Origin of the sequence: uncultured Pseudokineococcus sp. (assembly GCF_947499845.1) — a bacterium.
Classification (GTDB): domain Bacteria; phylum Actinomycetota; class Actinomycetes; order Actinomycetales; family Quadrisphaeraceae; genus Pseudokineococcus.
In genome coordinates, this window is record NZ_CANMPM010000025.1 from 1 (window position 1) to 24,361 (window position 24,361).

19 protein-coding genes are annotated in these 24,361 nt (G+C 76.1%); 9 read left to right on the forward strand and 10 right to left on the reverse strand.

Annotation, left to right across the window (positions count from 1 at the left end):
* Window positions 1-248: 248 nt before the first annotated feature.
* Window positions 249-890: an orotate phosphoribosyltransferase gene (pyrE, locus tag Q0789_RS15395; RefSeq protein ID WP_298806783.1), complete on the reverse strand. Its 642-nt coding sequence runs from the start codon at window positions 888-890 to the stop codon at window positions 249-251.
* 80 nt (window positions 891-970) lie between these two features.
* On the opposite strand from pyrE, the gene Q0789_RS15400 reads away from it, so the two are divergent.
* Window positions 971-2,050, forward strand: a complete 1,080-nt coding sequence (locus Q0789_RS15400) for a hypothetical protein (protein WP_298806785.1) — start codon at window positions 971-973, stop codon at window positions 2,048-2,050.
* A gap of 66 nt (window positions 2,051-2,116) precedes the next feature.
* Here Q0789_RS15400 and Q0789_RS15405 read toward each other — a convergent pair whose 3' ends face one another.
* Window positions 2,117-2,911 carry an exodeoxyribonuclease III gene (locus Q0789_RS15405; RefSeq protein WP_298806787.1) on the reverse strand — a complete coding sequence of 265 codons (795 nt, stop codon included), beginning with the start codon at window positions 2,909-2,911 and terminating at the stop codon, window positions 2,117-2,119.
* A 137-nt stretch (window positions 2,912-3,048) separates the two neighbouring features.
* On the opposite strand from Q0789_RS15405, the gene Q0789_RS15410 reads away from it, so the two are divergent.
* Window positions 3,049-3,813 carry an SDR family oxidoreductase gene (locus Q0789_RS15410; protein WP_298806789.1) on the forward strand — a complete coding sequence of 255 codons (765 nt, stop codon included), beginning with the start codon at window positions 3,049-3,051 and terminating at the stop codon, window positions 3,811-3,813.
* A gap of 335 nt (window positions 3,814-4,148) precedes the next feature.
* On the opposite strand, the gene clpB is transcribed toward Q0789_RS15410, so the two are convergent.
* Window positions 4,149-6,917 (reverse strand): ATP-dependent chaperone ClpB, encoded by a 2,769-nt coding sequence (gene clpB, locus Q0789_RS15415; RefSeq protein ID WP_298806791.1) that lies wholly within the window; start codon window positions 6,915-6,917, stop codon window positions 4,149-4,151.
* 338 nt (window positions 6,918-7,255) lie between these two features.
* On the opposite strand from clpB, the gene Q0789_RS15420 reads away from it, so the two are divergent.
* Together Q0789_RS15420 and Q0789_RS15425 are read left to right on the forward strand one after the other, a co-directional pair.
* Window positions 7,256-7,993: a GAF and ANTAR domain-containing protein gene (locus tag Q0789_RS15420; protein WP_298806793.1), complete on the forward strand. Its 738-nt coding sequence runs from the start codon at window positions 7,256-7,258 to the stop codon at window positions 7,991-7,993.
* A gap of 217 nt (window positions 7,994-8,210) precedes the next feature.
* Complete coding sequence (locus Q0789_RS15425; protein WP_298806795.1) at window positions 8,211-9,740, forward strand: sodium:alanine symporter family protein; 1,530 nt, start codon at window positions 8,211-8,213, stop codon at window positions 9,738-9,740.
* Between the two features lie 72 nt (window positions 9,741-9,812).
* Here Q0789_RS15425 and Q0789_RS15430 read toward each other — a convergent pair whose 3' ends face one another.
* Window positions 9,813-11,096, reverse strand: a complete 1,284-nt coding sequence (locus Q0789_RS15430) for an APC family permease (RefSeq protein WP_298806797.1) — start codon at window positions 11,094-11,096, stop codon at window positions 9,813-9,815.
* A gap of 187 nt (window positions 11,097-11,283) precedes the next feature.
* Between Q0789_RS15430 and Q0789_RS15435 the strand changes: the two genes are divergently transcribed.
* Window positions 11,284-12,189: an aldose 1-epimerase family protein gene (locus Q0789_RS15435; RefSeq protein WP_298806800.1), complete on the forward strand. Its 906-nt coding sequence runs from the start codon at window positions 11,284-11,286 to the stop codon at window positions 12,187-12,189.
* 37 nt (window positions 12,190-12,226) lie between these two features.
* On the opposite strand, the gene Q0789_RS15440 is transcribed toward Q0789_RS15435, so the two are convergent.
* Complete coding sequence (locus Q0789_RS15440) at window positions 12,227-13,252, reverse strand: LacI family DNA-binding transcriptional regulator (protein WP_298806802.1); 1,026 nt, start codon at window positions 13,250-13,252, stop codon at window positions 12,227-12,229.
* Window positions 13,253-13,443: 191 nt separating this feature from the next.
* Here Q0789_RS15440 and Q0789_RS15445 point away from each other — a divergent pair, with 191 nt between their 5' ends.
* The 4 genes from Q0789_RS15445 (at window position 13,444) to Q0789_RS15460 (ending at window position 18,762) form a co-directional block, all read left to right on the forward strand.
* Entirely contained in the window at window positions 13,444-15,405 is a 1,962-nt protein-coding gene (locus Q0789_RS15445) for a beta-L-arabinofuranosidase domain-containing protein (protein WP_298806804.1), read from the forward strand.
* 114 nt (window positions 15,406-15,519) lie between these two features.
* A complete protein-coding gene (locus tag Q0789_RS15450; RefSeq protein ID WP_298806805.1) occupies window positions 15,520-16,818 on the forward strand; it encodes a sugar ABC transporter substrate-binding protein in 1,299 nt (432 codons plus the stop codon).
* Window positions 16,815-17,777 (forward strand): carbohydrate ABC transporter permease, encoded by a 963-nt coding sequence (locus tag Q0789_RS15455; protein ID WP_298806807.1) that lies wholly within the window; start codon window positions 16,815-16,817, stop codon window positions 17,775-17,777. The genes Q0789_RS15450 and Q0789_RS15455 overlap by 4 nt, the downstream gene beginning before the upstream one ends.
* A 64-nt stretch (window positions 17,778-17,841) precedes the next feature.
* A complete protein-coding gene (locus Q0789_RS15460; RefSeq protein ID WP_298806809.1) occupies window positions 17,842-18,762 on the forward strand; it encodes a carbohydrate ABC transporter permease in 921 nt (306 codons plus the stop codon).
* Window positions 18,763-18,782: 20 nt separating this feature from the next.
* Here Q0789_RS15460 and Q0789_RS15465 read toward each other — a convergent pair whose 3' ends face one another.
* From Q0789_RS15465 to dnaK, 5 genes are all read right to left on the reverse strand, one after another.
* Entirely contained in the window at window positions 18,783-19,769 is a 987-nt protein-coding gene (locus Q0789_RS15465; protein WP_298806810.1) for a DUF808 family protein, read from the reverse strand.
* A gap of 129 nt (window positions 19,770-19,898) precedes the next feature.
* Window positions 19,899-20,351, reverse strand: coding sequence for a helix-turn-helix transcriptional regulator (locus Q0789_RS15470; protein ID WP_298806811.1), 453 nt, complete (start codon window positions 20,349-20,351; stop codon window positions 19,899-19,901).
* Window positions 20,352-20,370: 19 nt separating this feature from the next.
* Window positions 20,371-21,447 carry a DnaJ C-terminal domain-containing protein gene (locus tag Q0789_RS15475; RefSeq protein WP_298806813.1) on the reverse strand — a complete coding sequence of 359 codons (1,077 nt, stop codon included), beginning with the start codon at window positions 21,445-21,447 and terminating at the stop codon, window positions 20,371-20,373.
* A 141-nt stretch (window positions 21,448-21,588) separates the two neighbouring features.
* Window positions 21,589-22,269, reverse strand: a complete 681-nt coding sequence (gene grpE, locus Q0789_RS15480; protein ID WP_298806815.1) for a nucleotide exchange factor GrpE — start codon at window positions 22,267-22,269, stop codon at window positions 21,589-21,591.
* Window positions 22,266-24,152, reverse strand: a complete 1,887-nt coding sequence (gene dnaK, locus Q0789_RS15485) for a molecular chaperone DnaK (protein ID WP_298806817.1) — start codon at window positions 24,150-24,152, stop codon at window positions 22,266-22,268. Before dnaK ends, grpE begins: the two co-directional genes overlap by 4 nt.
* Window positions 24,153-24,361: the final 209 nt, after the last annotated feature.

Consider the following 24,361-nt stretch of genomic DNA (forward strand, 5'->3'; position numbering starts at 1 on the left):
ACGACGACGCCCACCCACCCCGACGGCACCGACCACGGCGGCTGGGGCGAAGGCCCACCACCCTTCTGAGCTCCTCCCGGCAGACGGGCGCGCATCATCACCCGGCCGACCACGACGGCCGGGGCGGAGGACCACCGCTCGCCGGGACCGCCTCGCGGCGACGCGACCGGCCCAGGAGCAGCAGCCGCCGGCGACGGACGTCCGAGCGGCTGAGCGGCTGAGCGGCTGAGCGGCTGAGCGGCTGAGCGTCAGAGGGTGGGGCGCGCGGGCTCCCCCGTGCCGGCGCCGGCGGCCGGGCCGTCGTCGAGGCCGAGCTCGTCCTTGGTGAAGACGGCGAGGTAGTCGAGCCCCTCCGCCTCGATGCGCTCGCGCGCCCCGGTGTCGCGGTCCACGAGCACGGCCACGGCGAGCACCTGCGCGCCGTGGGCGCGCAGCGCCTCGACGGCCGTCATGACCGAGCCGCCGGTCGTCATCGTGTCCTCGACGGCGACGACGGCGCGGCCCTCCACCGCCGGGCCCTCGATCTGCCGCTGCAGGCCGTGGGCCTTGCCCTCCTTGCGGACGACGAAGGCGTCGAGCGGGCGGCCCTGCGCCGAGGCGGCGTGGAGCATCGCCGCCGCCACGGGGTCGGCGCCCATCGTCAGGCCGCCCACGGCGTCGGGCGAGAGCCCCCGCCCGTCGACCAGGTCGAGCATCACCCGCCCGACCAGCGGCGCCGCCTCGTGGTGCAGCGTGATGCGGCGCAGGTCGACGTAGTAGTCGGCCTCCGCGCCGCTGGACAGCGTCACCCGGCCGCGGACGACCGCCGTCTCGCGGATGAGGGCCAGGAGCCGCTCGCGGGCGTCCCCCAGCGCGTCGACGGGCAGGTCTGCGGTCTCGGCGGCGTCCACAGGCCGCCACGCTAGCGAGGTCGTCCACAGACCGGGCCGGGCGCCGCCGCGGCGGCGGGGGCGGGCGCCACGGTCTCGCCATGAGCAGCGAGACGAGCACCGGCCCGGCCGACCCCGCCTCGGGCGACGCGGGGCGCCCCTCCGAGGGGCTCGGCGGCACCGACCCGACCGCACGCCCCGCCGCGCGCCCGAGCCGGGACGAGGCGCTCCGCCCCGTGCCCGGTGGGGGACCCGGGACCGGCGCCGAGGCCGAGCCGGACGACCTGCGCCTCGAGCGGACCAACGACCCCACCGAGCCGTCCGACACCTGGGGCGGGCTCGCCGACGTGGTCGCCGAGGACGTCCTCCGCACCGCGCACCGGCTGGAGGCCGCGGGGGTGCGGGTCGAGCCCCCGGTCGGGCACCCGGCCTCGCTGGCCCTCTGCGTGGTCGAGGCCGTCTGGGCGCCCCGGGTGCGGCCGACCGCCGTCGCGGGCGTGGTGGCCCGGGTGCGCGAGCACCTCGCCGGCACGGGCGGACCGGATGACGGGCTCGACGCCCCGGCGCTGCTGGCGTCCTTCACCGCCGCCGGGGACGACGAGGCGTGGGCCGCCGCGCTGGCCACAAGGCACCGCACGGCGTCGACCGCGGACGCCCCCCTCAAGGCGACCGCGGTGCGCGAGGCGGCGGAGGCCCTCGTCGGCGTCGGCGTCGTCACGACGGCGGACCTCCTGGCCGTCCTCCGCGACCACCGGGCCGCTGCGGCGCAGGCCCACACGCGGGCGCGGGCGCGGGCCCGGGCGGCCGGGGCGCCGTGGCCCCCGGTGGAGCCCCCTGCGGCACCGGCGTCCGAGCGGTGGGAGGCCGTGCGGGCGGCCTGGTGCGCCGCCGCGGGGCAGTCGTCGGGTCGGTCGTGGCACCGGCTGCTGCTCCTGGCCGGCGCGGAGCAGGTCGTGCCCGACGACGACGTCCGCCGCTTCACCTCGCGCCTCGTCCGCGGCCTCCTGGCGGGAGGTCAGCCGGCCCGCGCGGGCTCGCGGCCCGGCGCGCTGGAGGCCGCGGCGCTGCTCGAGGCGGCCGCGGCCGTCCTCGGCGCCCCTGCACGCGAGGTCGACCACGTGGTGTGGCGCAGCGAGCTGCAGGTCGGCGCCCGTCACCCCGGCGACGGCCGGGCCGGCTGACGGCGCCCGGGACGTGCGGAGCGGTCGCCCCGCGGCGGTCGGACGCGCGGGCGGCGAGGCGGTGGGTCAGGCGTCCGCGAGGTCGACGAGGACGGGCGCGTGGTCGCTGGCGCCCTTGCCCTTGCGCTCCTGCCGGTCGATCTCCGCCCCCGTCACGCGCTCGGCGAGCGCCGGCGAGCACAGCGCGAAGTCGATGCGCATGCCCTCGCGGCGGGGGAAGCGGAGCTGGGTGTAGTCCCAGTACGTGTACGTCCCCGGCCCGGGGGCGTGGGGGCGCACGACGTCGGCGAAGCCCGCGTCGACGACGGCGCGGAAGGCCGCGCGCTCGGGCTCGGAGGTGTGGGTGCTCGTCGCGAAGACGTCCGGGTCCCAGACGTCCTCGTCCGTGGGCGCCACGTTCCAGTCGCCGCAGAGGGCGACCTGCACCCGCGGGTCCTCCGCGAGCCAGGTGCTCCCGGCGTCGCGCAGCCGGGCCAGCCAGTCGAGCTTGTAGGCGTAGTGCGGGTCGTCGAGCGCCCGGCCGTTCGGCACGTAGAGGCTCCACACGTCGACGCCGCCGCACCGCGCCCCGATGGCCCGCGCCTCGGCCTCCGCGCCCTCGCCCCAGCCCGGCTGACCCGGGAACCCGACGCGCACGTCCTCGAGGCCCACCCGGGAGAGGACGGCGACGCCGTTCCACTGGCTCAGCCCGTGGTGGGCGACCTCGTAGCCGGCCTCGCGCAGCCGGTCCTCCGGGAACTGGTCGTCCCGGCACTTGGTCTCCTGGAGCGCCACGACGTCGACGTCGCTGCGCTCGAGCCACGCCACCAGGCGGTCGACGCGGGCCCGGACGGAGTTGACGTTCCACGTGGCGATGCGCACGGGCGGCGACGCTACCCGCGGCGCGAGCGGGCGGGCGGACCGGGCGGGACGGGTCGGCGGCCGGGGGCGCGACGGCTCCGGGTGCCGGGGGCGGGACGGGTCGGGTGCCGGGGGCGCTGCTCGCTACGGTCCTCCCCATGGCGACGGCACTGGTCACGGGCGGCACCTCGGGCATCGGGGCGGCCTTCGCCCGCGAGCTGGCGGGCCGCGGTCACGACCTCGTCCTCGTGGCCCGCGACGCCGCCCGGCTCGAGGAGACGGCCGAGCGGCTGCGCGCCGGCGGCACGCGGGTCGAGGTGCTGCGCGCGGACCTCGCCGACCGGGCCGACGTCCAGCGCGTGGCCGACCGCCTCGGCGACGCCGCCCGCCCGGTGGACCTGCTCGTCAACAACGCGGGCTTCGGCCTGTCCTCGAAGCTCCTGTCGGAGGACACCTCGGAGCAGGAGCGCGCCCTCGACGTCATGTGCCGCGCCGTGCTCGTCCTCGGCGGCGCCGCCGGGCGGGCGATGCGCGACCGCGGGCGCGGCGCCGTCCTCAACGTCTCGAGCGTCGCCGGCTTCGTCACCATGGGCGGCTACTCGGCGGTCAAGGCGTGGGTCACCGCCTACTCGGAGGGGCTGTCGAACGAGCTGGCGGGCACCGGCGTCACCGTCACGGCGCTGTGCCCCGGCTTCGTGCGCACCGAGTTCCACGAGCGCGCCGCGCTGCGCATGGGCCACATGCCCGAGATCGGCTGGGTCGACGTCGACGAGCTCGTCCGCACGGCCCTCGACGACGTCGCCCGCGGCCGCGTGGTGTCCGTGCCGACGACGCGCTACGCCGCGGTCGTGCAGCTCGCCCGGCACGCCCCCCGCGGGCTCGTGCGCTGGGCCTCGCGCGCCATCGTCTCCTCGCGCAGCTGACACCCGGCGGGCGCAGCCGCTACCCGGCTCGCGCACCGGACGCCCGCTCGCGCAGCCGACGCCCCGGCACCTCGCGCTCGGTCCTGGCGGTCGCCACCGGGCGCGTCAGCTCGTGGCCGGCGCCGGGCCCCGGTGCGCCGACGGCCGTGGACCCCCCCGCGGGCCACGGCCGTCGACGACACCTCCCGGCGCTGTGCGCCGCCCCCCGAGAGTAGAACTCCTCTGCTCCGAGCAACCAGCCCCGAGGCCCCTCCGGGATGTCCACACTTGTGTGGACGTGCCCACGGCGACGACCGGTCGCCGCGCCCGGCGGACGCCGGGCGCGGCGGCTCCGGTCAGGCGTCCGCGGGCTCCCGGCGCCGCAGGACGAGACCCGAGCGGCCCCGCCGCCCCGAGCCCGCGGCCCCCAGCGGCTGCCCCGCCCCGCGCCCCGGCGCGACGTCGCCGTCGGCCCCGCCGGTCGCGCCGCCCGCCCCCGAGGGCGCGGCCGCGAGGGCCAGCGGCGCGCCGTCCCCGGCGAGGTCGGCCCCGGTGACCTCGGGCTCGTCGACGTCCACGACGACGACGTCGCCCTCGCCCACCTCGCCCGCCAGCAGAGCGCGGGCCAGGCGGTCGCCGACCTCCCGCTGCACGAGCCGGCGCAGCGGCCGCGCGCCGTAGGCCGGGTCGTAGGCCTCGAGGGCCAGCCAGTCGCGCGCGGCCGGCGTCACCTCGAGTCCCAGCCGCCGCTCGGCGAGGCGGTCGGCGAGCCGGTCGACCGCGATGGCGACGATGCGGCTCAGCTCCTCGGTGCCCAGCGGGTCGAAGACGACGACCTCGTCGAGCCGGTTGAGGAGCTCGGGCTTGAAGGCGCGGCGCACCTCGACCATGACGGCCTCGCGCTGCTGCTCCGCGGACCGCGACGGGTCCGCGAGGTGCTGGCTGCCGAGGTTGCTCGTCATGACGAGGACGACGTTGCGGAAGTCGACCGTGCGGCCCTGGCCGTCGGTGAGCCGCCCGTCGTCGAGCACCTGCAGGAGGACGTCGAAGACGTCGGGGTGCGCCTTCTCCACCTCGTCGAGCAGCACGACGGCGTAGGGGCGCCGCCGGACCGCCTCGGTGAGCTGGCCGCCCTGGTCGTACCCGACGTACCCGGGGGGCGCCCCGACGAGACGCGCGACGGAGTGCTTCTCCCCGTACTCGCTCATGTCGATGCGGACCATGGCGCGCTCGTCGTCGAAGAGGAAGTCCGCCAGCGACTTCGCCAGCTCCGTCTTGCCGACGCCCGTGGGGCCGAGGAAGAGGAAGGAGCCGGTGGGCCGGTCGGGGTCGCTGACCCCGGCCCGGCTGCGCCGGACGGCGTCGGAGACGGCCTCCACGGCGGCGCGCTGGCCGACGAGCCGGCGCCCCAGCACCTCCTCCATCCGCAGCAGCTTGTCCTGCTCCCCCTCCAGCAGGCGCCCGGCGGGGATGCCGGTCCAGGCGGCGACGACGTCGGCGACGTCGTCGGCGCCCACGCGCTGGGCGACCATCGGCTCCTCCCCGGCGTCACCGGCCTCGTCGGCCTCGGCCTCCGCGAGCTCGCGCTCGACCGCGGGGATCTCCTCGTAGGTGAGGCGCGACGCCGTCTCCCAGTCGGTGTCGCGGTAGGCCCGCTCGGCGTCCGAGCGCAGCCCGTCGAGGCGCGCGCGGAGCTCGCCGACGCGGTTGACGCCGCTCTTCTCGCGCTCCCACCGCGCCGACAGCCCGGCGAGGCGCTCGCGGCGGTCCGCGAGGTCGGCGCGCAGCCGCTCCAGGCGCTCGGCGGCGCCCGGGTCGTCCTCGGCGGCCTTGGCGAGCGCCATCTCCTCCATGACGAGGCGGTCGACGGCGCGGCTGAGCTCGTCGACCTCGACGGGCGAGGAGTCGAGCTCCATGCGCAGGCGGGAGGCGGCCTCGTCGACGAGGTCGATGGCCTTGTCGGGCAGGCGGCGGCCGGTGATGTACCGGTCGGAGAGCTGGGCGGCCGCGACGAGGGCGCCGTCGGTGATGGTGACCTTGTGGTGCGCCTCGTAGCGCTCCTTGAGGCCGCGCAGGATCGTCACCGTGTCGGCCACGTCGGGCTCGCCGACGAACACCTGCTGGAAGCGGCGCTCGAGCGCCGGGTCCTTCTCGACGCGCTCGCGGTACTCGTCGAGCGTCGTCGCGCCGACGAGCCGCAGCTCCCCGCGGGCGAGCATCGGCTTGAGCATGTTGCCCGCGTCCATGGCGCCCTCGGAGCCACCGCCCGCGCCGACGACGGTGTGCAGCTCGTCGATGAAGGTGACGACCTGGCCGTCGCTGCCCTGGATCTCGGCGAGGACCGCCTTGAGGCGCTCCTCGAACTCCCCGCGGTACTTGGCGCCCGCGACCATCGCGGCCAGGTCCAGGGAGACCAGGCGCTTGCCGCGCAGGGACTCCGGGACGTCGCCGTCGACGATGCGCTGCGCGAGCCCCTCGACGACGGCGGTCTTGCCGACGCCGGGCTCGCCGATGAGGACGGGGTTGTTCTTCGTGCGCCGCGAGAGCACCTGCACCACCCGCCGGATCTCCGCGTCACGCCCCACGACGGGGTCGAGGCGGCCGTCGCGGGCCGCCTGCGTGAGGTCGGTGCCGTACTGCTCGAGGGCGTTGTAGGTGCCCTCCGGGTCCGGCGACGTGACCTTCGCCGCGCCGCGCACCCGGGGCAGCGCGTCGAGCAGCGCGTCGCGGGTGGCCCCCGCCGAGCGGAGCAGCCCGCCGGTCGCGCCCGTGTCGGCGGCGAGGGCGAGGAGCAGGTGCTCGGTGGAGACGTAGGAGTCCCCCAGCGAGCGCATCTCCTGCTGGGCCACGGGCACCGCGGCCAGGGCCCCGCGGGAGAGCTGCGGCTGCGCGACCGTCTGCCCCGACGTCCGGGGCAGCGCGGCGAGCAGGCCCTGCGCCTGGTCGCGCACGCGGGACGGCTGCGCCCCCACGGCCTCGAGCAGCCCGGCGACGACGCCGGCGGCGTCCTCGGTGAGCGCGGCGAGCAGGTGGGCGGGCTCCACCTGCGGGTGGCCGGCCGCGGCGGCGGCCTGCACCGCCGCGGTGATGGCCTCGCGGGTCCTCGTCGTGAACTCGGCGTCCAACGGGTGCCTCCTCGTGCGTGCCGGTGGCCCGGCGGTCTGGCGGGGTGACGGCTGGCGCCGTCGAGACTTGAGTCTATGCCGCTCAACTCCTGTGGGCGCCCCGGTGTTCCTCCCCTCCCCCGGACGGCCGCCCCCGCCGCCGCCCCGCCCGGCCACGAGGTGCCGGCGAGGCGGGCCGGTGGTCGAGCGGCTCACCTCGAGCGGCCCCCTAGAGTCGGCGCGCCGGTGGCGGCCCCGGACGACGGACGCCGACGCCGGCGCCGGTCCCACCGGCGCGGGGTGCAGCCACCGCCCCGCCGAGACCCGCCGACCCGGCGGACGCGGAGCAGGAGGGCGGCATGACCGCTGGCACCACCCGGCCCCTCGAGGAGGAGCCCGCCGACGAGGACGTCGCGCTCGTCCTGGCCGAGCTGGGCCGACTGCCCCTCGACCAGCCCCTGGGCCAGTACCTGCAGCGGGTCGCCGACCTCGCCGCCAGGGTGCTGCCCGGGGTGGAGGCGCTCTCTCTCACGCTCGTCGAGGACGGCCGGGCCCGCTCGGCGGCCTTCACCGGCTCTGTCGCGGCCGCGCTCGACGAGCGCCAGTACGACGCCGGCTTCGGGCCCTGCCTCGACGCCGCGGTCTCGGGCGAGGTCGTCCTCCTCGACCTGGAGGACCTCCGGGGCCTCTACCCCGACTTCGCCCGGGAGGCCCGGCGGCAGGGCGTCGTCGCGGCCGCCTCGTTGGGCCTGCCCGTGGCCCAGCGCATCGTCGGCGCGCTCAACCTCTACAGCCTGAGCGGCGCCCTCTCGCCGAGGACGGTCGAGCTGGCCCGCACCTTCGCCTCGTACGCGGCGGTCGCGCTCGCCAACGCCTCCCTCTACGGCTCGACGGCCCGTCTCGCCGCGCAGATGGAGGAGGCCATGCGCTCGCGCGCCGTCATCGAGCAGGCCAAGGGCGTGCTCATCGCGCGCCTCGCCGTCGACGCCGACGAGGCCTTCGCCCACCTCTCCCGCACGAGCCAGCGCACCAACACCAAGCTCCGTGAGACGGCGGCCGACCTCGTCGACCGGGCCCGCCGGGGGGAGGCCGGCTGACCGGCGGCGCCCGGCGGCCCGCCTCGGCCCCGACGGTCACGGAACGGCCACGACGGCCGGGGATCCTTGCGCCCCCCCGGGGGTGGCGCCACCCTGCACCGATGACCAGCCCGGTAGCCCGTCTGGGCGACACACACCCCGAGCCCCGCCCGCCGGCGACCCGCCGCGCGGTCCCACCCCCGCGCACCAGCGCGCACCCGAGCCCGGAGGAGCGCCCGTGACCGGCATCGAGGACTTCGTCAACGAACGGTTCACCCCGATCACCGAGGTGGCCCAGTCGATCATCTTCTTCACCCTCCCCTTCGGCCCCGGCCTCCCCCTGGTGGTCGTGTGGCTCATCGCCGCGGGCGTCATCTTCACCGTCGTCTTCGGCGTGCCCCAGATCCGTCACATCCCGCTGGCGCTGCGCATCGTGCGCGGCAAGTACACGCGGGGCGACGAGCCCGGCGAGGTCACCCACTTCCAGGCCCTCACCTCGGCGGTCTCGGGCACCGTCGGGCTCGGCAACATCGCCGGCGTCGGCGTCGCCGTGGCGACGGGCGGACCGGGCGCCACCTTCTGGATGGTCGTCGCCGGCCTGATCTCCATGTGCACGAAGTTCGTGGAGTGCACCCTCGGCGTGAAGTACCGAGAGATCCACGAGGACGGGTCCGTCACCGGCGGCCCGTTCCGCTACCTGCGCGCCGCCTTCGCGCGCTTCGGCGACGGCGTCCTCGCCCGCGGGGTCTCGAAGTTCCTCGTCGGCTTCTTCGCCGTCGCGATCCTGCTGTTCGGCATGGGCGGCGGCAACATGTTCCAGGCGAACCAGACCTTCGCCCAGGTCCGCAACGTGACCGGCGGCGAGGACGGCCTCTTCAGCAGCTCCTTCGCCACCCTCCTGTTCGGCCTCGGGCTCGCGGCGCTCGTCGGCGTCGTCATCATCGGCGGCATCAAGTCGATCGGCGCCGTCACCAGCCGCCTCGTCCCCGCGATGGCGATCTTCTACGTGGTCTCCTGCCTCGTCGTCATCGCCCTCAACATCGGCCAGGTGCCGGAGGCCGTCGGGTCCATCTTCGCGGGCGCGTTCTCCCCCGAGGGCGTGATGGGCGGCGCGCTCGGCGCGCTCATCATCGGCTTCCAGCGCGCCGCCTTCTCCAACGAGGCCGGGGTCGGCTCCGCCCCGACGGCGCACTCCGCGGTGCGGACCGACCGACCCGTGACCGAGGGCTTCGTCGCCATGCTGGAGCCCTTCGTCGACACCGTGCTCATCTGCACGATGACCGCGCTGACGATCATCATCGCCAACCCGGCCTCCTACGTGGCCTCGCGCGCGGCGGTCGCCGAGGGCGGCGACGCGACCGACGGCGTCATCATCACCTCCGACGCCTTCGCCGAGGTCGCCGGCTGGTTCCCGTACCTCCTCGTCATCGCCGTCGCGCTCTTCGCGTACTCGACGCTCGTGACCTGGAGCTACTACAGCCTCAAGGCGTGGACGACCCTCTTCGGGCGCAGCCGCACGTCGGAGACGATCTTCAAGATCACGTACCTGGCCTTCACCGTGCTGGGCACGCTGCTCACGCTCGGCGCCGTCCTCGACTTCGCCGACGCGATGCTCTTCGCCTGCGCCTTCGTCAACATCCTCGGCCTGTACCTGCTCATGCCGGTGGTCAGGCAGGAGGTGCGCAGCTTCCTCGACGACATCAAGAGCGGTCGGATGAAGGAGGTCGAGCACCCGCAGTCCCTGCTGCACCCGGGCGAGAGCCGCTGACCGGTCCTCCCCCGCACGACCAGGCACCACCGGCAGCGCCCCGCGAGCCCCGCTCGCGGGGCGCTCGCCGTCTCAGGCCGAGCGCCCCGCCCGACGGCGCAGCACCAGGCGCAGCGCGACCCCTGCGACCAGGACGCCCGAGCCCGTGACCACGGACGACGTCGGCAGCGAGAGGGCGAGGACGGCGCACCCGACCGCGCCCAGCACGGCGACGGCCCGCGGGGCGATCCGGTGCTCGCGCGTCTGGGTCAAGGCCGAGAGGTTGGCGACGAGGTAGTAGACGAGCACCCCGAAGGAGGAGAAGCCGATGACCTCGCGCAGGTCGCCCAGGAGGACGGCGACGGCGACGACCGCGGCGACGGCCACCTCGGCGTGGTGGGGCACGCCGTGGCGCGGGTGCACGGCCGCGAGCCAGCGCGGGAGGTCGCCCTCGCGGGCCATGGCGAGCGCCGTGCGGCTGATCCCGGCGAGCAGCGCGAGCAGGGCGCCGCAGCAGGCGGCCACGGCGCCCAGCCGCACCAGCGCACCGGCGCCCGGCCACGGCCCGGCGCCCACCACCTGCTCGAGCGGCGCCGCGGCCGAGGCCAGCGCGGCGGGGCCGAGCGCTCCGAGGGCGGCCACCGCGACGACGCCGTAGACGACGAGCACCGCCGCCAGGGCCAGGAGCACCGCTCGCGGGATCGTCCGCTCCGGCGCCCGCACCTCCTCGGCGAGCGTCGTCACGCGCGCGTAGCCCGCGAAGGCGAAGAAGAGGATCCCCGCGGCCTGCAGGACCCCGCGCCAGCCGCCGTCGCCCGGCGCGAGCAGGCCGTCGAGCGGGGAGGCCGCGCCCGACGCGCCCCCACGGCCGGCGGCGGCCGAGACCACGACGAGCGCGAGGGCGAGCAGCACGACGGCGAGCAGCACGCGCGCCGCCCGCGCCGTGCGCGTGACGCCCCGGTAGCCCAGCGCCGCGAGGGCGACGACGAGCACCGCCGCCGCCGGTCGCTGCCACGGGCCCGGCACGGCGTAGGCGGCCGCCGTCAGCGCCATGGCCGCGCAGCTCGCGGTCTTGCCGACGACGAAGCCCCAGCCGGCGACGTACCCCCACCACGGCCCGAGCTGGCGCCGCCCGAACAGGTACGTGCCCCCCGACGAGGGGTGCTGCACGGCGAGCTGCGCCGACGACGTCGCGTTGCACGCGGCGACGACCGCGGCCACGGCGAGGCCGACGAGCAGCCCCGCACCGGCAGCCGCCGCGGCGGGCGCCAGCGCGGCGAAGACCCCGGCGCCGAGCATCGACGAGACGCCCACGACGACGGCGTCGCCCGTCCCCAGCTGCCGCCGCAGGCGCGAAGCGCCGTCCGCGCTCGTCATCACGCACCTCCTGGCCCCCGCCGAGGGCGGACTTCGTAGCCCTTCTCCGCCGTCGGGACGGCTGCAGGCGGAGGAAGGCTACGAAGTCCGGGGGGACACGCGGTGACGGCGCGGTGGACGGCGGGTGGCCCGCGCGCCGGCCCCTCCCGGCGGCCCGGATGGACGACGTCGGCGCGAGGATGGCGGCATGGACGAGGTGCGCATCGCGAGTGACCGGCTGTCCGTCGTCGTCGCCCGCCACGGGGCCGAGCTGCAGTCGCTGCGGTTTGCGCCCCCGGCCGGGGACGGCGGCCCGGGCGGTGACGACCCCCTCGAGCTGCTGTGGCAGGCCGGCCCGGAGTGGCGGCGGCACGCGCCGGTGCTCTTCCCCGTCGTGGGCCGGGTCGCGGACGACGAGGTCGTCGTCGACGGCCGGCGCTATCCCATGGGGCAGCACGGCTTCGCCCGGGACAGCGACTTCGAGCTGCTCGAGGCGTCGCCGTCGCGCGCCGTCCTGCGGCTCGTCGACGACGGGTCCACGCGCGAGCACTACCCCTTCCCCTTCTCCCTCGTCGTCGCCTACGACGTCGCCGGCGACGCGCTGTCGGTCCGCTGGACGGTGAGCACGCACGGCGACGAGCCGCTGCCCTACTCCCTCGGCTGGCACCCGGCCTTCCGCTGGCCGCTCGTCGACGGGGTCGCCAAGACCGACCACGTCGTGCGCTTCGCCGAGCCCGAGCCCGACGACGTCCGCGGGGTCCGCGGGGGCCTGCTCACCGAGCCCGTGCCCACGCCGGTGCAGGGCGACGTCCTGCCGCTGCAGGAGGGCCTCTTCGCCGACGACGCCGTCGTCATGGACCCGGTCCGCAGCCGCACGGTCCGCTACGGCGCGCCCGGCACCCCGACGGTCCGCCTCGACGTCGAGGGCTTCCCCCAGCTCGGCGTCTGGTCCAAGCCCTCCGGCGCCGACTTCGTCTGCCTCGAGCCGTGGGCGGGCCTGGCCTCGCCCGAGGGGTGGCAGGGCGAGCTGCGCGACAAGCCCTACGGCCAGCACGTCGCGCCCGGCGGGGTCCGCGAGGCGGCCTGCACGGTGACGGTCGAGCCGCCGGCCTGACGGGGGCGACCGACGCTCGACCGCCGGTCCCCCGACGTCAGGCCATCGTCGAGCCGCGGACCACGAGGTGCGTCGGGAGCACCGTGCGCCCGGGCGAGGGCCTGCCGTCCACCGCCTCGAGCAGGAGCCGGGCCGCGGTCCGGCCGACCTCGTGCATCTCCAGGCCCACGGTCGTCAGCGGGGGCCGGCTGGCCAGGGCCATGACGTCCCAGTCGTCGAAGCCCGTGACGGCGACGTCGTCCGGCACGGCGCGGCCCAGCTCGCGCAGGCGGTCGCAGGCGCCCCGGGCCACCTGGTCGCTGCCGCAGGTGATGCCGTCGAGGTCGGGCGCCGCCCGCAGCAGGAGGTCCACCGCGCGCCGCCCCCACTCCTCGCTCCACGCCCCGTGCAGCGGGTCGGCGACGAGCGGGAGCCCCGCGGCGAGCGCCGCGTCGCGCACCGCGTCCGCGCGGGCGCGGGCGGAGGCGTGCGAGCGGGCGCCCGTCACGTGGCCGACGCGCCGGCGCCCGAGGCTGTGCAGGTGGGCCAGGGCTGCGGCCGCGCCGCCCCGCTCGTCGACGACGACGCTCGTGTCCTCCTCCCGCGACGACGGCTGGAAGGCGTAGACGACGGGGACGGCGACGTCGACGGGCGGCCGCGGGTCGGTGCGGCGGCCGGTGACGATGACGCCGTCCACGCGGCGCGAGGCCAGCGAGCGCAGGTGGTGGCGCTCGCGCAGGGGGTCGTCGCGCGTGTCGCAGAGCAGGACGGCGACGTCGCCCGCGCCCAGGGCGTCCTCGGCGCCCAGGACGACCGGCAGCGTGAAGCGGCCGATGCTGTCGGTGGTCACGAGCCCCACGGTGAAGCTGCGGCCGGAGGACAGCGCCCGCCCCACGCCGTCCGGCGTGAAGCCCAGCTGCTCGGCGGCGCGGCGCACGCGCGCCCGGGTCTCCTCGCGCAGCTGCCCGGTGCCGCTCAGCGCCTTGGACGCCGTCCCGGGGGCGACGCCCGCCAGCGCCGCCACGTCGACGATGCGCACGGGCCGCGCCGTGGCCGCACCGGGGCCCCGCGTGCTGGTGGCCACCTCGACCCCTCTCCGCGGCACGAGCGTGCCGCCGTGCCGCGCGCTCGTGCGGCCCCCGGCGCCGGGCGACCGCCCGCCGTCCCGGGAGTGTAGGGAAGCGCTGCCGCGAGGGTCTTGCCCGGACGCGCGCGGCGGGTCTACGGTCACCGCAGGAAAACGTGTTCTGAGCGTTCCGCGATCGAGGGAGATCCGTGGCCACTGCAGCAGACGTCCCCGCCCGCACCGGTGCCGCCACCGCGGGCCCCGCGGCCCCCAGCGCGGGCACCACCGCGCTCGCGCCCGTGCCGCCCGGCCGGGCCCGCGTCGAGGGCGGGTGGTGGGCCGACCGCCAGCGCGCGAACGCCGAGCGCGCCCTCCCCGAGGGCCGCCGGCACCTCGAGGAGTGGGGCAACCTGGACAACCTGCGGATCGCCGCCGGCGCCCCCGGCGAGACGCGCGGGCCCGTCTTCATGGACTCCGACGTCTACAAGTGGCTCGAGGCCGCCGCCTGGGAGCAGGGGCGCGCGCCGTCGGACCGGCTGCTCGCCGACATCCACGAGGTCGTCGCCGTCGTCGCCGCGGCCCAGGCCGAGGACGGCTACCTGGACTCCGTCGTGCAGGTGACGGGCGGGGCCGTCGACGGCTCCGGTGGCCCCCGGAGCCGGTACGCCAACCTCCCGTGGAGCCACGAGCTCTACTGCGCGGGGCACCTCTTCCAGGCGGCCGTCGCGCTCTCGCGGGCCACGGGCGAGCGCGACCTCCTCGACGTGGCGGTCCGGCTCGCCGACCACCTCGTCGAGGTCTTCGGCGACGGCGAGGGGCAGCTGCGCGACGTCGACGGCCACCCGGTCGTCGAGATGGGCCTCGTCGAGCTGTTCCGCGAGACGGGCGACCGCCGCTACCTCGAGGCCGCGCGGTGGCACGTCGAGGCCCGCGGCCACGGCCTCGTGGCCGCGCACGGCCACGAGCCGACGTACTTCTCCGACCGGGTCCCCGTGCGCGAGGCGACGACGGTCGAGGGCCACGCCGTGCGCGCCGTCTACCTCGCCGCCGGCGCGACCGACGTCGCCGTCGAGACCGGCGACACCGACCTGCTGGCGGCGCTGCGCACCCAGTTCGCGCACATGCTCGCCACGAAGACCTACGTCACCGGCGGCCTCGGCTCGCGCTGGGACGGCGAGGCCTTCGGCGACCCCCACGAGCTGCCCTCGGACCGGGCGTACGCCGAGACGTGCGCCGCCATCGGCGGCGTCCAGTGGGCCTGGCGGATGCTCCTCGCCACCGGTGAGGCGCTCTACGCCGACGCGCTCGAGCGGATGCTCGCCAACGGCTTCGCCGCCGGCGTCTCCCTCGCCGGCGACGAGTACTTCTACGTCAACGCCCTCCACGTGCGGGACGGCGCCCACGCGGACCACGAGCGCAGCCCCGCCCGCGGCCGGCAGAGCTGGTTCGGGTGCGCGTGCTGCCCGCCCAACGTCATGCGGACCCTGTCGAGCCTCGACGGCTACCTCGCCACGACGGACGCCACGGGCGTCCAGCTGCACCTCTTCGCACCGGGACAGGTCGAGGTCGACCTCGAGGACGGGCCGCTGCGCCTGCGCGTCGAGACGGGGTACCCCGTCGACGGCGAGGTGCGCGTGCGCGTCGAGGAGGCGCCGCCCTCCGCCGCGCTCTCCCTGCGCGTCCCCGGCTGGGCCGAGGGCGCGACGCTGCGGCGCGGGGACGCCGCCGAGGACGTCGCGCCGGGGACCTACGCCCGCGCGGAGGGTCTCGAGGCGGGCGAGGAGCTCGTGCTCGTGCTGCCCGTGCGGCCCCGCTGGACCCGCGCCGACGCGCGGGTCGACGACGCCCGCGGCTGCCTGGCCCTCGAGCGCGGACCGCTCGTCTACGCCGTCGAGCAGCGCGACCTCCCGGACGGGGCGTCCGTGGACGACCTCGTCGTCGACGCCGGCGCCCCCGCGCAGGACGCCGGCCCCGACGACGCCCTGGGCGGCGCGGTGCGCGTGCGCCTCTCGGCCGCGCTGCGGGGGCGCGACGACGCCGCGGCGACCTTCCTCCCGGCCGGGGCGGACCGGCCCGGGACGGGCGAGCGCGTCGAGGTCACGGCCGTCCCCTACGCGACGTGGGCCAACCGCGGCCCCGGGCCGATGCGCGTGTGGCTGCCCACGGCCTGAGGCCGGACCGCCCGCGCCACGACGGCGGCGCGGGCACCACCCGGGCGGCGACGCCGCCGCCCGGGGAGGCGCCGCGGACCCACGGGGGCGCGGTCGGAGGAGGACGGAGGGGCGATGGAGCTCACCAGGAGGTCGCTGCTCGCGCTCGCGGGCGCGGGCGCGCTCGCGGGGTGCGCGGGGCAGCTGCCGGAGCCGGACGTGACGGCGGCCGGCTTCGGCGAGGACGCGAGCGGCGTCGTGCGCGTGTGGACGCGCGGCGCCACGCAGGCGGGCGTGCAGGGCGTCGTCGAGGCCTTCCACGCGAGCCAGGACCGGATCCGCGTCGAGGTGACGCCGGTCCTCGACGGCCAGTACGTCACCAAGCTCGCCACGGCGATCCGCGGCCGCGAGGTGCCCGACGTCGTCGACATCGACGACATCAACGCGATGCTCTTCATCTTCCGCGACGTCTTCACCGACATGACGCCGCTCGTGCGGTCGCTCCCCTACGCCGACCTCCTCAGCCCGGGCCACCTCCAGCTGGCCACCGTCGGCGAGCGCGTCTACGGCGTCCCCTTCCTCGCCGACGTCTCGATGCTCTGGGCGAACGACGACCTGCTCGACCGGGCGGGCGTCGACCCGGCCTCGCTGACGACGATGGAGGCCGCCGTCGACGCCGCCGAGCGGGTCACCGCCCTCGGGGACGGCTCGATCGGCTGGTCCCTGCCGGGCAACGCCGCCGGGATCATCGGGTTCGTCACCCAGCCGCACACGTGGGCCACGGGCGCCAGGCTGCTCGAGGGCGACGTCGGCTCCCAGACGGGCGACGTCGCCGGCAACGCGACGCTGCGGCAGGTCCTCGAGCTGTACCGGCGCCTGCAGACGGGCGGCTCGCTGCAGCCCGGCGCCTTCGCCGACGCGGGGACGACGTGGGGCGCCGACTTCCGCGCCGGCCAGGTGGGCCTCTTCCCCTCGAACTTCAGCTCGGCCGTCCTGGCCGCGGACGCGGACATGCAGGCGCGGACGAGCGTCCGGCTGCTGCCCGGCCCCGGCGGGGGGACGGCGTTCTTCGACGGAGGCGACAACATGTGCATGCCGCGCGGCGCCCGCAACCCCTCGGGCGCCTGGGAGTTCATCCGCTTCGCCCTCGACGTCGCCCAGCAGGAGCGGCTCCCCGAGAACGGCTTCATCCCGATCCGGTCCGACGCCGCGACGGACCGCTACCGGCAGGACTTCCCGCTGGCGGTGCTGCCGCTGGACCAGATCAGCCAGGGCTTCGCCCCGCGGACGCTGCCGTACAACCTGCTCTACAACCAGCCGGACAGCCCCTACTTCGCGCTCGTGCGCGAGGCGGTCTTCGGCGGTGACGTCGACGCGGCGCTCGAGACGGGCCAGGCGGCGTACGACCGCATCCTCGAGCAGGCGCAGCTATGAGCGCGCCCGCGCAGTCCGCCGGCACCGGGGCGTCCGCGACCACGGGCGCCGCCGCCAGCGGGCGGGCGCCGACCCGCCGGACGTCCCTCGGCACCCTCACCCACCGCGAGCGCACGGGCTTCCTGCTCGTGCTGCCGGCCGTCGTCATGGTCGTCGCCTTCGTGCTGCTGCCGCTCGTGCTCGCGGTCGGCATCTCCTTCACCAACTGGCCCCTCATCGGCGACTACGACTGGGTGGGCCTGGCCAACTTCACGGCCATCGCGAGCGACACCGCCTTCCAGCAGGCCGTCGGGTACACGCTGCTCTACACGGCCATCGTCACCGGGCCGATCCTCGTCGTCGGCTACCTCATGGCCGTGGTCGTCCGCGCGAACCGGCGCGGCTCGACGGCGCTGCGGACGCTCTTCTTCCTGCCGTACGTCATCGGCCTGTCCACCCTGAGCTTCCTGCTCGTCCTCGAGGCCCAGCCCGGCAGCGGCGCGGTCAACCTCGTGCTCGAGGCACTGGGCATCACCGACGGGCAGACCGCGTGGCTCGTCGACGGGCCGCTCGCGACCGGGCTCATCTGCGTGCTCGTCGTCTGGGGCGTCTCGGGCCTGACGATGCTCCTGCTCGTGGCCGGCATGCAGGGCGTGCCCCGCGAGGCCTACGAGTCCGCGGAGATGGACGGCGCGAGCTGGTGGCAGCGGGAGCTCCGCATCACCATCCCGATGATCCGCCGGCCCATCGCGATGAGCCTCATCATCTCGGTCATCGGCTCGTTCCTGGCCTTCACCCAGTTCTTCATCCTCACCCAGGGCGGGCCCGGCACGGCGACGACGCCGGTCGTGCTCAACATCTACAACCGGGCCTTCGTCCAGCTGCAGGTCGGCGCCGCGACGGCGCTGTCGCTCGTGCTCGTCCTCGTCGTCGGGCTCATCACGGCGGCCCAGTTCTGGCTGCTGCGCGAGCGCGACTGACGCCCTCCCCGCGCGCCCGGGAGCGGGCGCACGGACCCCTCCCCCCACCACTGCCCTCCCGGAGATGACGATGGCGACGACGACGGCCACGACGGGTCGAGGCGCCGACGAGGTGCGCGACGCACTCCCACGAGCCAGCGCGGCCGGCCACGCGGAGAGCCGCACGAAGGTCGTGCTCTACGTGACCGCCGGCGTCCTCGCCGTGGTGGTGTTCCTCGCACCGCTGCTGTGGGCGCTGCTGCGGGCCTTCCAGCCGGACGCCGTCATCACGTCGGCGCCCTCGTGGAGCAGCTTCTTCGACCTCACGACGAGCAACTTCACCCGCCTCGGCGGCGGCCAGGGCCTCCTGCGGGCGACGGCGAACAGCCTCGTGGTCTCCCTCAGCACGGCCGCGCTGACGGCGGTCGTCGCCACGGCCGCCGGCTACGGCTTCGGGCGCTTCCGCTTCCGCTTCTCCGGCGTCGCCTTCGGCGCCGTGCTGCTGACGATGATGGTGCCCTTCCAGGCGATCCTCACGCCGCTGTTCCTGCAGCTGAACGCCATGCGGCTCACCGACAGCCTGCTCGGGCTCGTGCTCTTCTACACGACCGTCAACCTGCCGTTCGGCATCTTCGTCATGCGCAACTCCTTCGCCACCGTCCCCGCCGACCTCGAGGACGCGTCCTTCGTCGACGGCGCCGGCACGTCGCGCACCTTCTTCTCCGTGCTGCGGCCCCTGGTGGCCCCGGGCATCGCGACGACGGCGCTCTACGCCTTCCTCGTCTCCTGGACGGAGTTCCTCGGCGCGCTGACCTTTCTCACCCGCTCCGAGCTCTACACGCTGCCGGTCGCGCTCCTCAACCTCCAGCAGGGCGCCTACGGGCAGGTCGACTACGGCCTCCTCGCCGCCGGCGCCGTCGTCGCGATGATCCCGTGCGTCGTGCTGTACGTGGCGCTGCAACGGTTCTACGTCGCCGGGCTGGCCTCGGGGGCCGTCAAGGGCTGACGCCGCGCGCAGGGGCGCTCTCAGTGCGCCGAGGGGGCCGCGTCCGTCGCGCTCCGGTGGTGGCGGACGACCTCCACGGCGTGCACCACGGCCACGACGAGGAGCCCGACGAGGAGCCCGAGCACCGCGGCGGCGAGCGTCGCGACGAGCCACCCGGCGACCGGGCCGACCGCCCCGAGGGCCTCGGCCACGGCCTCCTCGGCGTGGTGCACGACCTCGTACGGCGCGGTGAGGCCGAGCTCGTCGGCGCCCACGAGGAGCAGGTGGCCGCCGACCCACAGCATCGCCGCGGTGCCGACGACGGTGAGCACCGTGAGCAGCTTCGGCAGGGCCGCCACCATCCCCCGGCCCAGCCGGGCCACCGCCGCGGACGGAGCCTCGGCGAGGCGCAGCCCGGCGTCGTCCATCTTGACGATGAGCGCGACGACGCCGTACACGCCCACGGTCACGGCGACGCCCACGAGCGCGAGGACGACGGCGCGCGTGAGGAACGGCTCGGCGACGACCTCGTCCAGCGCGATGACCATGATCTCGGCGGACAGGACGAGGTCGGTGCGGACCGCGCCCCTCACGAGCGCGTCCTCGTCGGGCAGCGCAGCAGCACCGCCGGCAGCACCGTCGGGGCCGCCGGCGGCGGCGTGCGGACCGTGGCCGCGCAGGCGGCCCCAGACCTTCTCGGCGCCCTCGAAGCAGAGGTAGGCGCCGCCGAGCATGAGCAGCGGGGTCAGCGCCGCCGGCAGCAGCCAGCTGAGCAGCAGCACGACCGGCAGGATGATGAGGAGCTTGTTGCGCAGGGAGCCCACCGCGATGCGGCGGATGATCGGCACCTCGCGCTCGGCGGCCAGCCCCCGCACGTACTGCGGCGTCACGGCCGTGTCGTCGACGACGACCCCGGCCGTCTTGGCGCCGGCCCTCGCCGCTGCGGCGCCGACGTCGTCGAGGGAGGCGGCCGCGGCGCGCGCGAGCAGCGCGACGTCGTCCAGCAGGGCCACGAGACCAGCGCTCACGACCGGCCCCCTCTCTTCGCGTCGGGGCACGGCGCCCGCCCCGCGCGGGTGCCGCGGGCATCCTGCCGCGCCCGGGGCCCGCGCGCCCCGACCTCGGGCAGAGCGGGGCCCCGAGCAACCGACCGGGGGTCAGCGCCGGCGCGGGTCCCACAGGACGAGCGCGGCGCCGGCGCGGGAGCGGCTCACGCGCCGCCCCATCTGCCCGGCGACGACGTCGCCCGACGGGTCGGCGGTGAACACGCGGCGCTGCGCGCCGACGAGGGCGCGCAGCCGCTCGACCTCCTCGGAGAGGCGCAGCACCTTCCGCTCGAGCTCGAGGATGCGCTTGATGCCGGCGAGGTTGACGCCGTCCTCCTGGGACAGGCGCTGCACCTCCCGGAGGGTGGCGACGTCGCGCAGGCTGTAGCGCCGCCCGCGGCCGGCCGAGCGGCGGGGCTCGACGAGCCCGAGCCGGTCGTACTGGCGGAGCGTCTGCGGGTGCATGCCCGCCAGCTCGGCCGCCACGGAGATCGGGAGGACCGCCGCGTCGACGTCGACCTCGGGCGCGCCGGCGCCCCGCGGGTCGGACGCCGAGGTGGTCATCGCGGCTCCACTCCCCTCGTCACGAGCGCGCCCCGCTGCGATCGCCGCGGCTGCTCGCGCCGCGTGCGGCCCGCAGGAGGTCGCCGCGCGCGTCGTCGCCGCTCGTGGCGGCGGCGAAGGCCTCGACCGCCGCGCGCGCCTCGTCCGAGAGCCGCTGGGGGACGACGACCTGCAGGGTCACGAGGAGGTCGCCGGTGCGCTTCGCCGTCGTCACGCCGCGCCCGCGGGCCCGCAGCACGCGCCCCGACGGCGTGCCCGGGGGCACGCGCAGCCGCACGGTGCCGCCGTCGAGCGTGGGCGCCTCGACGTCGGCGCCGAGCGCGGCCTCCGCGAAGGTCACAGGGAGGGTGACGCGCAGGTCGTCGCCCTCGCGGGTGAAGACGGGGTGCGGGCGCACCGCGACGGTGATGACGAGGTCGCCGGGCGGGACGCCGGGGCCTCCGGAGGCGCCCTTGCCGCGCAGGCGGATCTTCTGGCCGTCGCGGACGCCGGCGGGGATGCGCGCGGTGACCGTGGTGCCGTCGCCGGCGCGCAGGGTCGTCGTCGAGCCCTCGGCCGCCGTCGTGAAGTCGAGCGTCGTGGACGCCTGGACGTCGGCGCCCTGGCGCGGGCGCGAGGGCCCGCCGCCGAAGCCGGCGCCCGGGCCGCCCTGGCCGAAGATGCCGTCGAGCAGGTCCTCGAAGCCGGGCGGCGTGCCGCCCGCCGTCCCCGCGCCGGCGCCGCGGCCGCCCGGAGCACCGGGGCCCGGGCCGTAGCGCGCCCGCTGGCCGCCCTGGCCGAACATGCCGCCGAAGAGGTCCTCGAAGCCACCCGCGCCGGGCCCGGCCGCGCCCCCGCCGCCGGCGCTGAAGCGGGCGCCGCCGGCCATGGCGCGCACGGCGTCGTACTGCTGGCGCTTCTCGGCGTCGGAGAGCACGGAGTACGCCTCGCCGACCTCCTTGAAGCGCTTCTCCGCCGCCGCGTCCCCCGGGTTGGCGTCGGGGTGCAGCGTGCGGGCGAGCTTGCGGTAGGCCTTCTTGACGTCGGCCGCGCTGGCGTCCTTGGGCACGCCGAGCTCGGCGTAGAAGTCCTTCTCGATCCAGTCCTGCCCGGACACCCGCGGCTCCTCACCTGCTCGGTCGGCGGCGGGCGGGCCCGCCTGCCGGTGCTGCTCGTGCTGGTGCGCGCACCCTCGCCGGGCGGCGCGCGGCGCCCCGCCCGGCCGGGTGGCCGGGCGGGGCGCCGGTGGTGCTGCCTCTTACTGCGGGTCCGCGACGGCGACGCGCGCCGCGCGCAGGACCCGGCCGCCGGCCCGGTACCCGGGCTGGAGCACCTGGGTCACCGTGGTGACCTCGATGCCCTCGGCGTGGCCGTGCATGAGCGCCTCGTGGACGGCGGGGTCGAAGGCCTCGCCCGCCTCGCCGTAGCGCTCGAGGCCGAGCCGCTCGAGGGTGCCCTCGAGCTTGTCCGCGATGGAGGCCGCGGGGCCCTCGGACAGGCCCCCGTGGGTGCGGGCCAGCACGACGTCGTCGAGCACGGGCAGCAGGGCCTCGAAGACCGAGGACCTCGCCGCGGTGGCCGAGACGTCCCGGTCGCGGTCGACCCGCTTGCGGTAGTTGACGTACTCGGCCTGCAGGCGCTGCAGGTCCTCCAGCCGCTGGTCGGCCAGGGCCTGCGCGGCGCGCAGGTCCTCGCCGCCGGCCGCGTCCGCCAGGACGTCCTCCGCCGTGAGGTCGGAGGCGCTGGCGTCCGGGTCGGCCGCGGCGCCGCCGGCGCCCTGCTCCCCCGCCGCGGCGTCCCCGGCCGACCCGGCGGGCTGCTCGCGCAGCCCGCCGGTCTCCGGGTCCACGCGCCGGCGGTCGCGGACGACCGGGTCCGGCTCGCGCGGGTCGCGGCTCGGGTCGCCGCCCTGCTCCGGTCCGGTGGCTCCGGCCGTCACTTGGCGTCGTCCTTGCGCTCGTCCTCGTCCACGATCTCGGCGTCGACGACGTCGTCGTCGGCGCTGGCGGAGCCGGTGTCACCGGCGGTCGCGCCCTCGGCCGTGGCGTCGCCCGCGCCCTGCTCCTGCTGCTGGGCGTACATGGCGGCGCCGAGCGTCTGGCTCGCCGTGGCGAGCTCCTCCTGCGCCGACTTCACGGCCTCGACGTCGTCGCCCGCGAGCGCGGTGCGCAGCGCGTCGACCTTGCCCTTCACCTCGGACTTGCCGTCCTCGGGGAGCTTGTCGTCGTTGTCGGCGAGGAACTTCTCCGTGGAGTAGAGGAGCTGCTCGGCCTGGTTGCGGACCTCGGCCTCCTCGCGGCGCTTCTTGTCCTCCTCCGCGTGGGCCTCGGCGTCCTTGACCATGCGGTCGATCTCCTCCTTGGACAGCGCGCTGCCCCCGGTGATCTGCATGGACTGCTCCTTGCCCGTGCCCCGGTCCTTGGCCGAGACGTGGACGATCCCGTTGGCGTCGATGTCGAAGGTGACCTCGATCTGCGGGATGCCGCGGGGCGCCGGCGCGATGCCGGTCAGCTCGAAGTTGCCGAGCGGCTTGTTGTGCTGCGCCAGCTCGCGCTCGCCCTGGAAGACCTGGATCTGCACGGACGGCTGGTTGTCGTCGGCCGTCGTGAAGACCTCGGAGCGCTTGGTCGGGATGGCCGTGTTGCGCTCGATGAGCTTGGTCATGATCCCGCCCTTGGTCTCGATGCCGAGGGACAGCGGGGTGACGTCGATGAGCAGGACGTCCTTGCGCTCACCGCCGATGACACCGGCCTGCAGGGCGGCGCCGACGGCGACGACCTCGTCCGGGTTGACGCCCTTGTTGGGCTCCTTGCCGCCGGTGAGGCTGCGGACGACGTCCGCGACGGCCGGCATGCGGGTGGAGCCGCCGACGAGGACGACGTGGTCGATGTCGCCGACCTTGACGTCGGCGTCGGAGATGACCCGGTTGAAGGGCTCCTTCGTGCGGTCGAGCAGGTCCTTCGTCATCTGCTCGAACTGCGCGCGGGTGAGCTTCTCGTCGAGGTGGACGGGGCCGTTCTCCGTCATCGACAGGTACTGCAGCGAGATGTTGGTGCTCGTCGCGGACGAGAGCTCCTTCTTGGCCTGCTCGGCCGCCTCGCGCAGGCGCTGCATGGCGATCTTGTCCTTGGACAGGTCGACGCCCGAGCTGTTCTTCACCGTGGTGACGAGGTGCTGGACGACGCGCGCGTCCCAGTCGTCGCCGCCGAGGCGGTTGTCACCGCTCGTGGCGCGCACCTGGATCGTGGAGAAGCCGTCCTCGGCGTCCTTGCCCACCTCGAGGAGGGAGACGTCGAAGGTGCCGCCGCCGAGGTCGAAGACGAGGATCAGCTCGTCCTCCTTGCCGCGGTCGAGGCCGTAGGCCAGCGCGGCGGCGGTGGGCTCGTTGACGATGCGCGAGACCTTGAGGCCCGCGATCTCGCCGGCCTCCTTGGTGGCCTGGCGCTCGGCGTCGTTGAAGTACGCCGGGACGGTGATGACGGCGTCCGTGACCGTCTCGCCGAGGTACGACTCCGCGTCCCGCTTGAGCTTCTGCAGCACGCGGGCGGAGATCTCCTGCGCCGTGTACTTCTTGTCGTCGATCTCCGTGGACCAGTCGGTGCCCATGTGGCGCTTGACCGACGTGATCGTGCGGTCGACGTTCGTCACCGCCTGGCGCTTGGCGATCTCGCCGACCAGCGGCTCGCCGGACTTGGCGAAGGCGACGACCGAGGGGGTCGTGCGCCCGCCCTCGGCGTTCGCGATGACGGTGGGCTCGCCGCCCTCGAGGACGGAGACGACGGAGTTGGTGGTGCCGAGGTCGATGCCGACCGCTCGAGCCATGGGGGTCCTCCTGGGTGCTGCGCGTGGTCGCTCAGGTCTTGAGCCGAGTGCGCTCAACCTTGCGACGGGCGGTGCGCGGTGTCAAACCGGAGCCGCCGTGGTTGAGCCTGCCTCACTCAACTGCAGCAGGGGGGTGGGTGTTCCCGGGTGTGAGAGGTCGTCGGGCGCGGTGCGTGTGTAGGTCCTCGCGGAACTTGGCCACTTCTCAC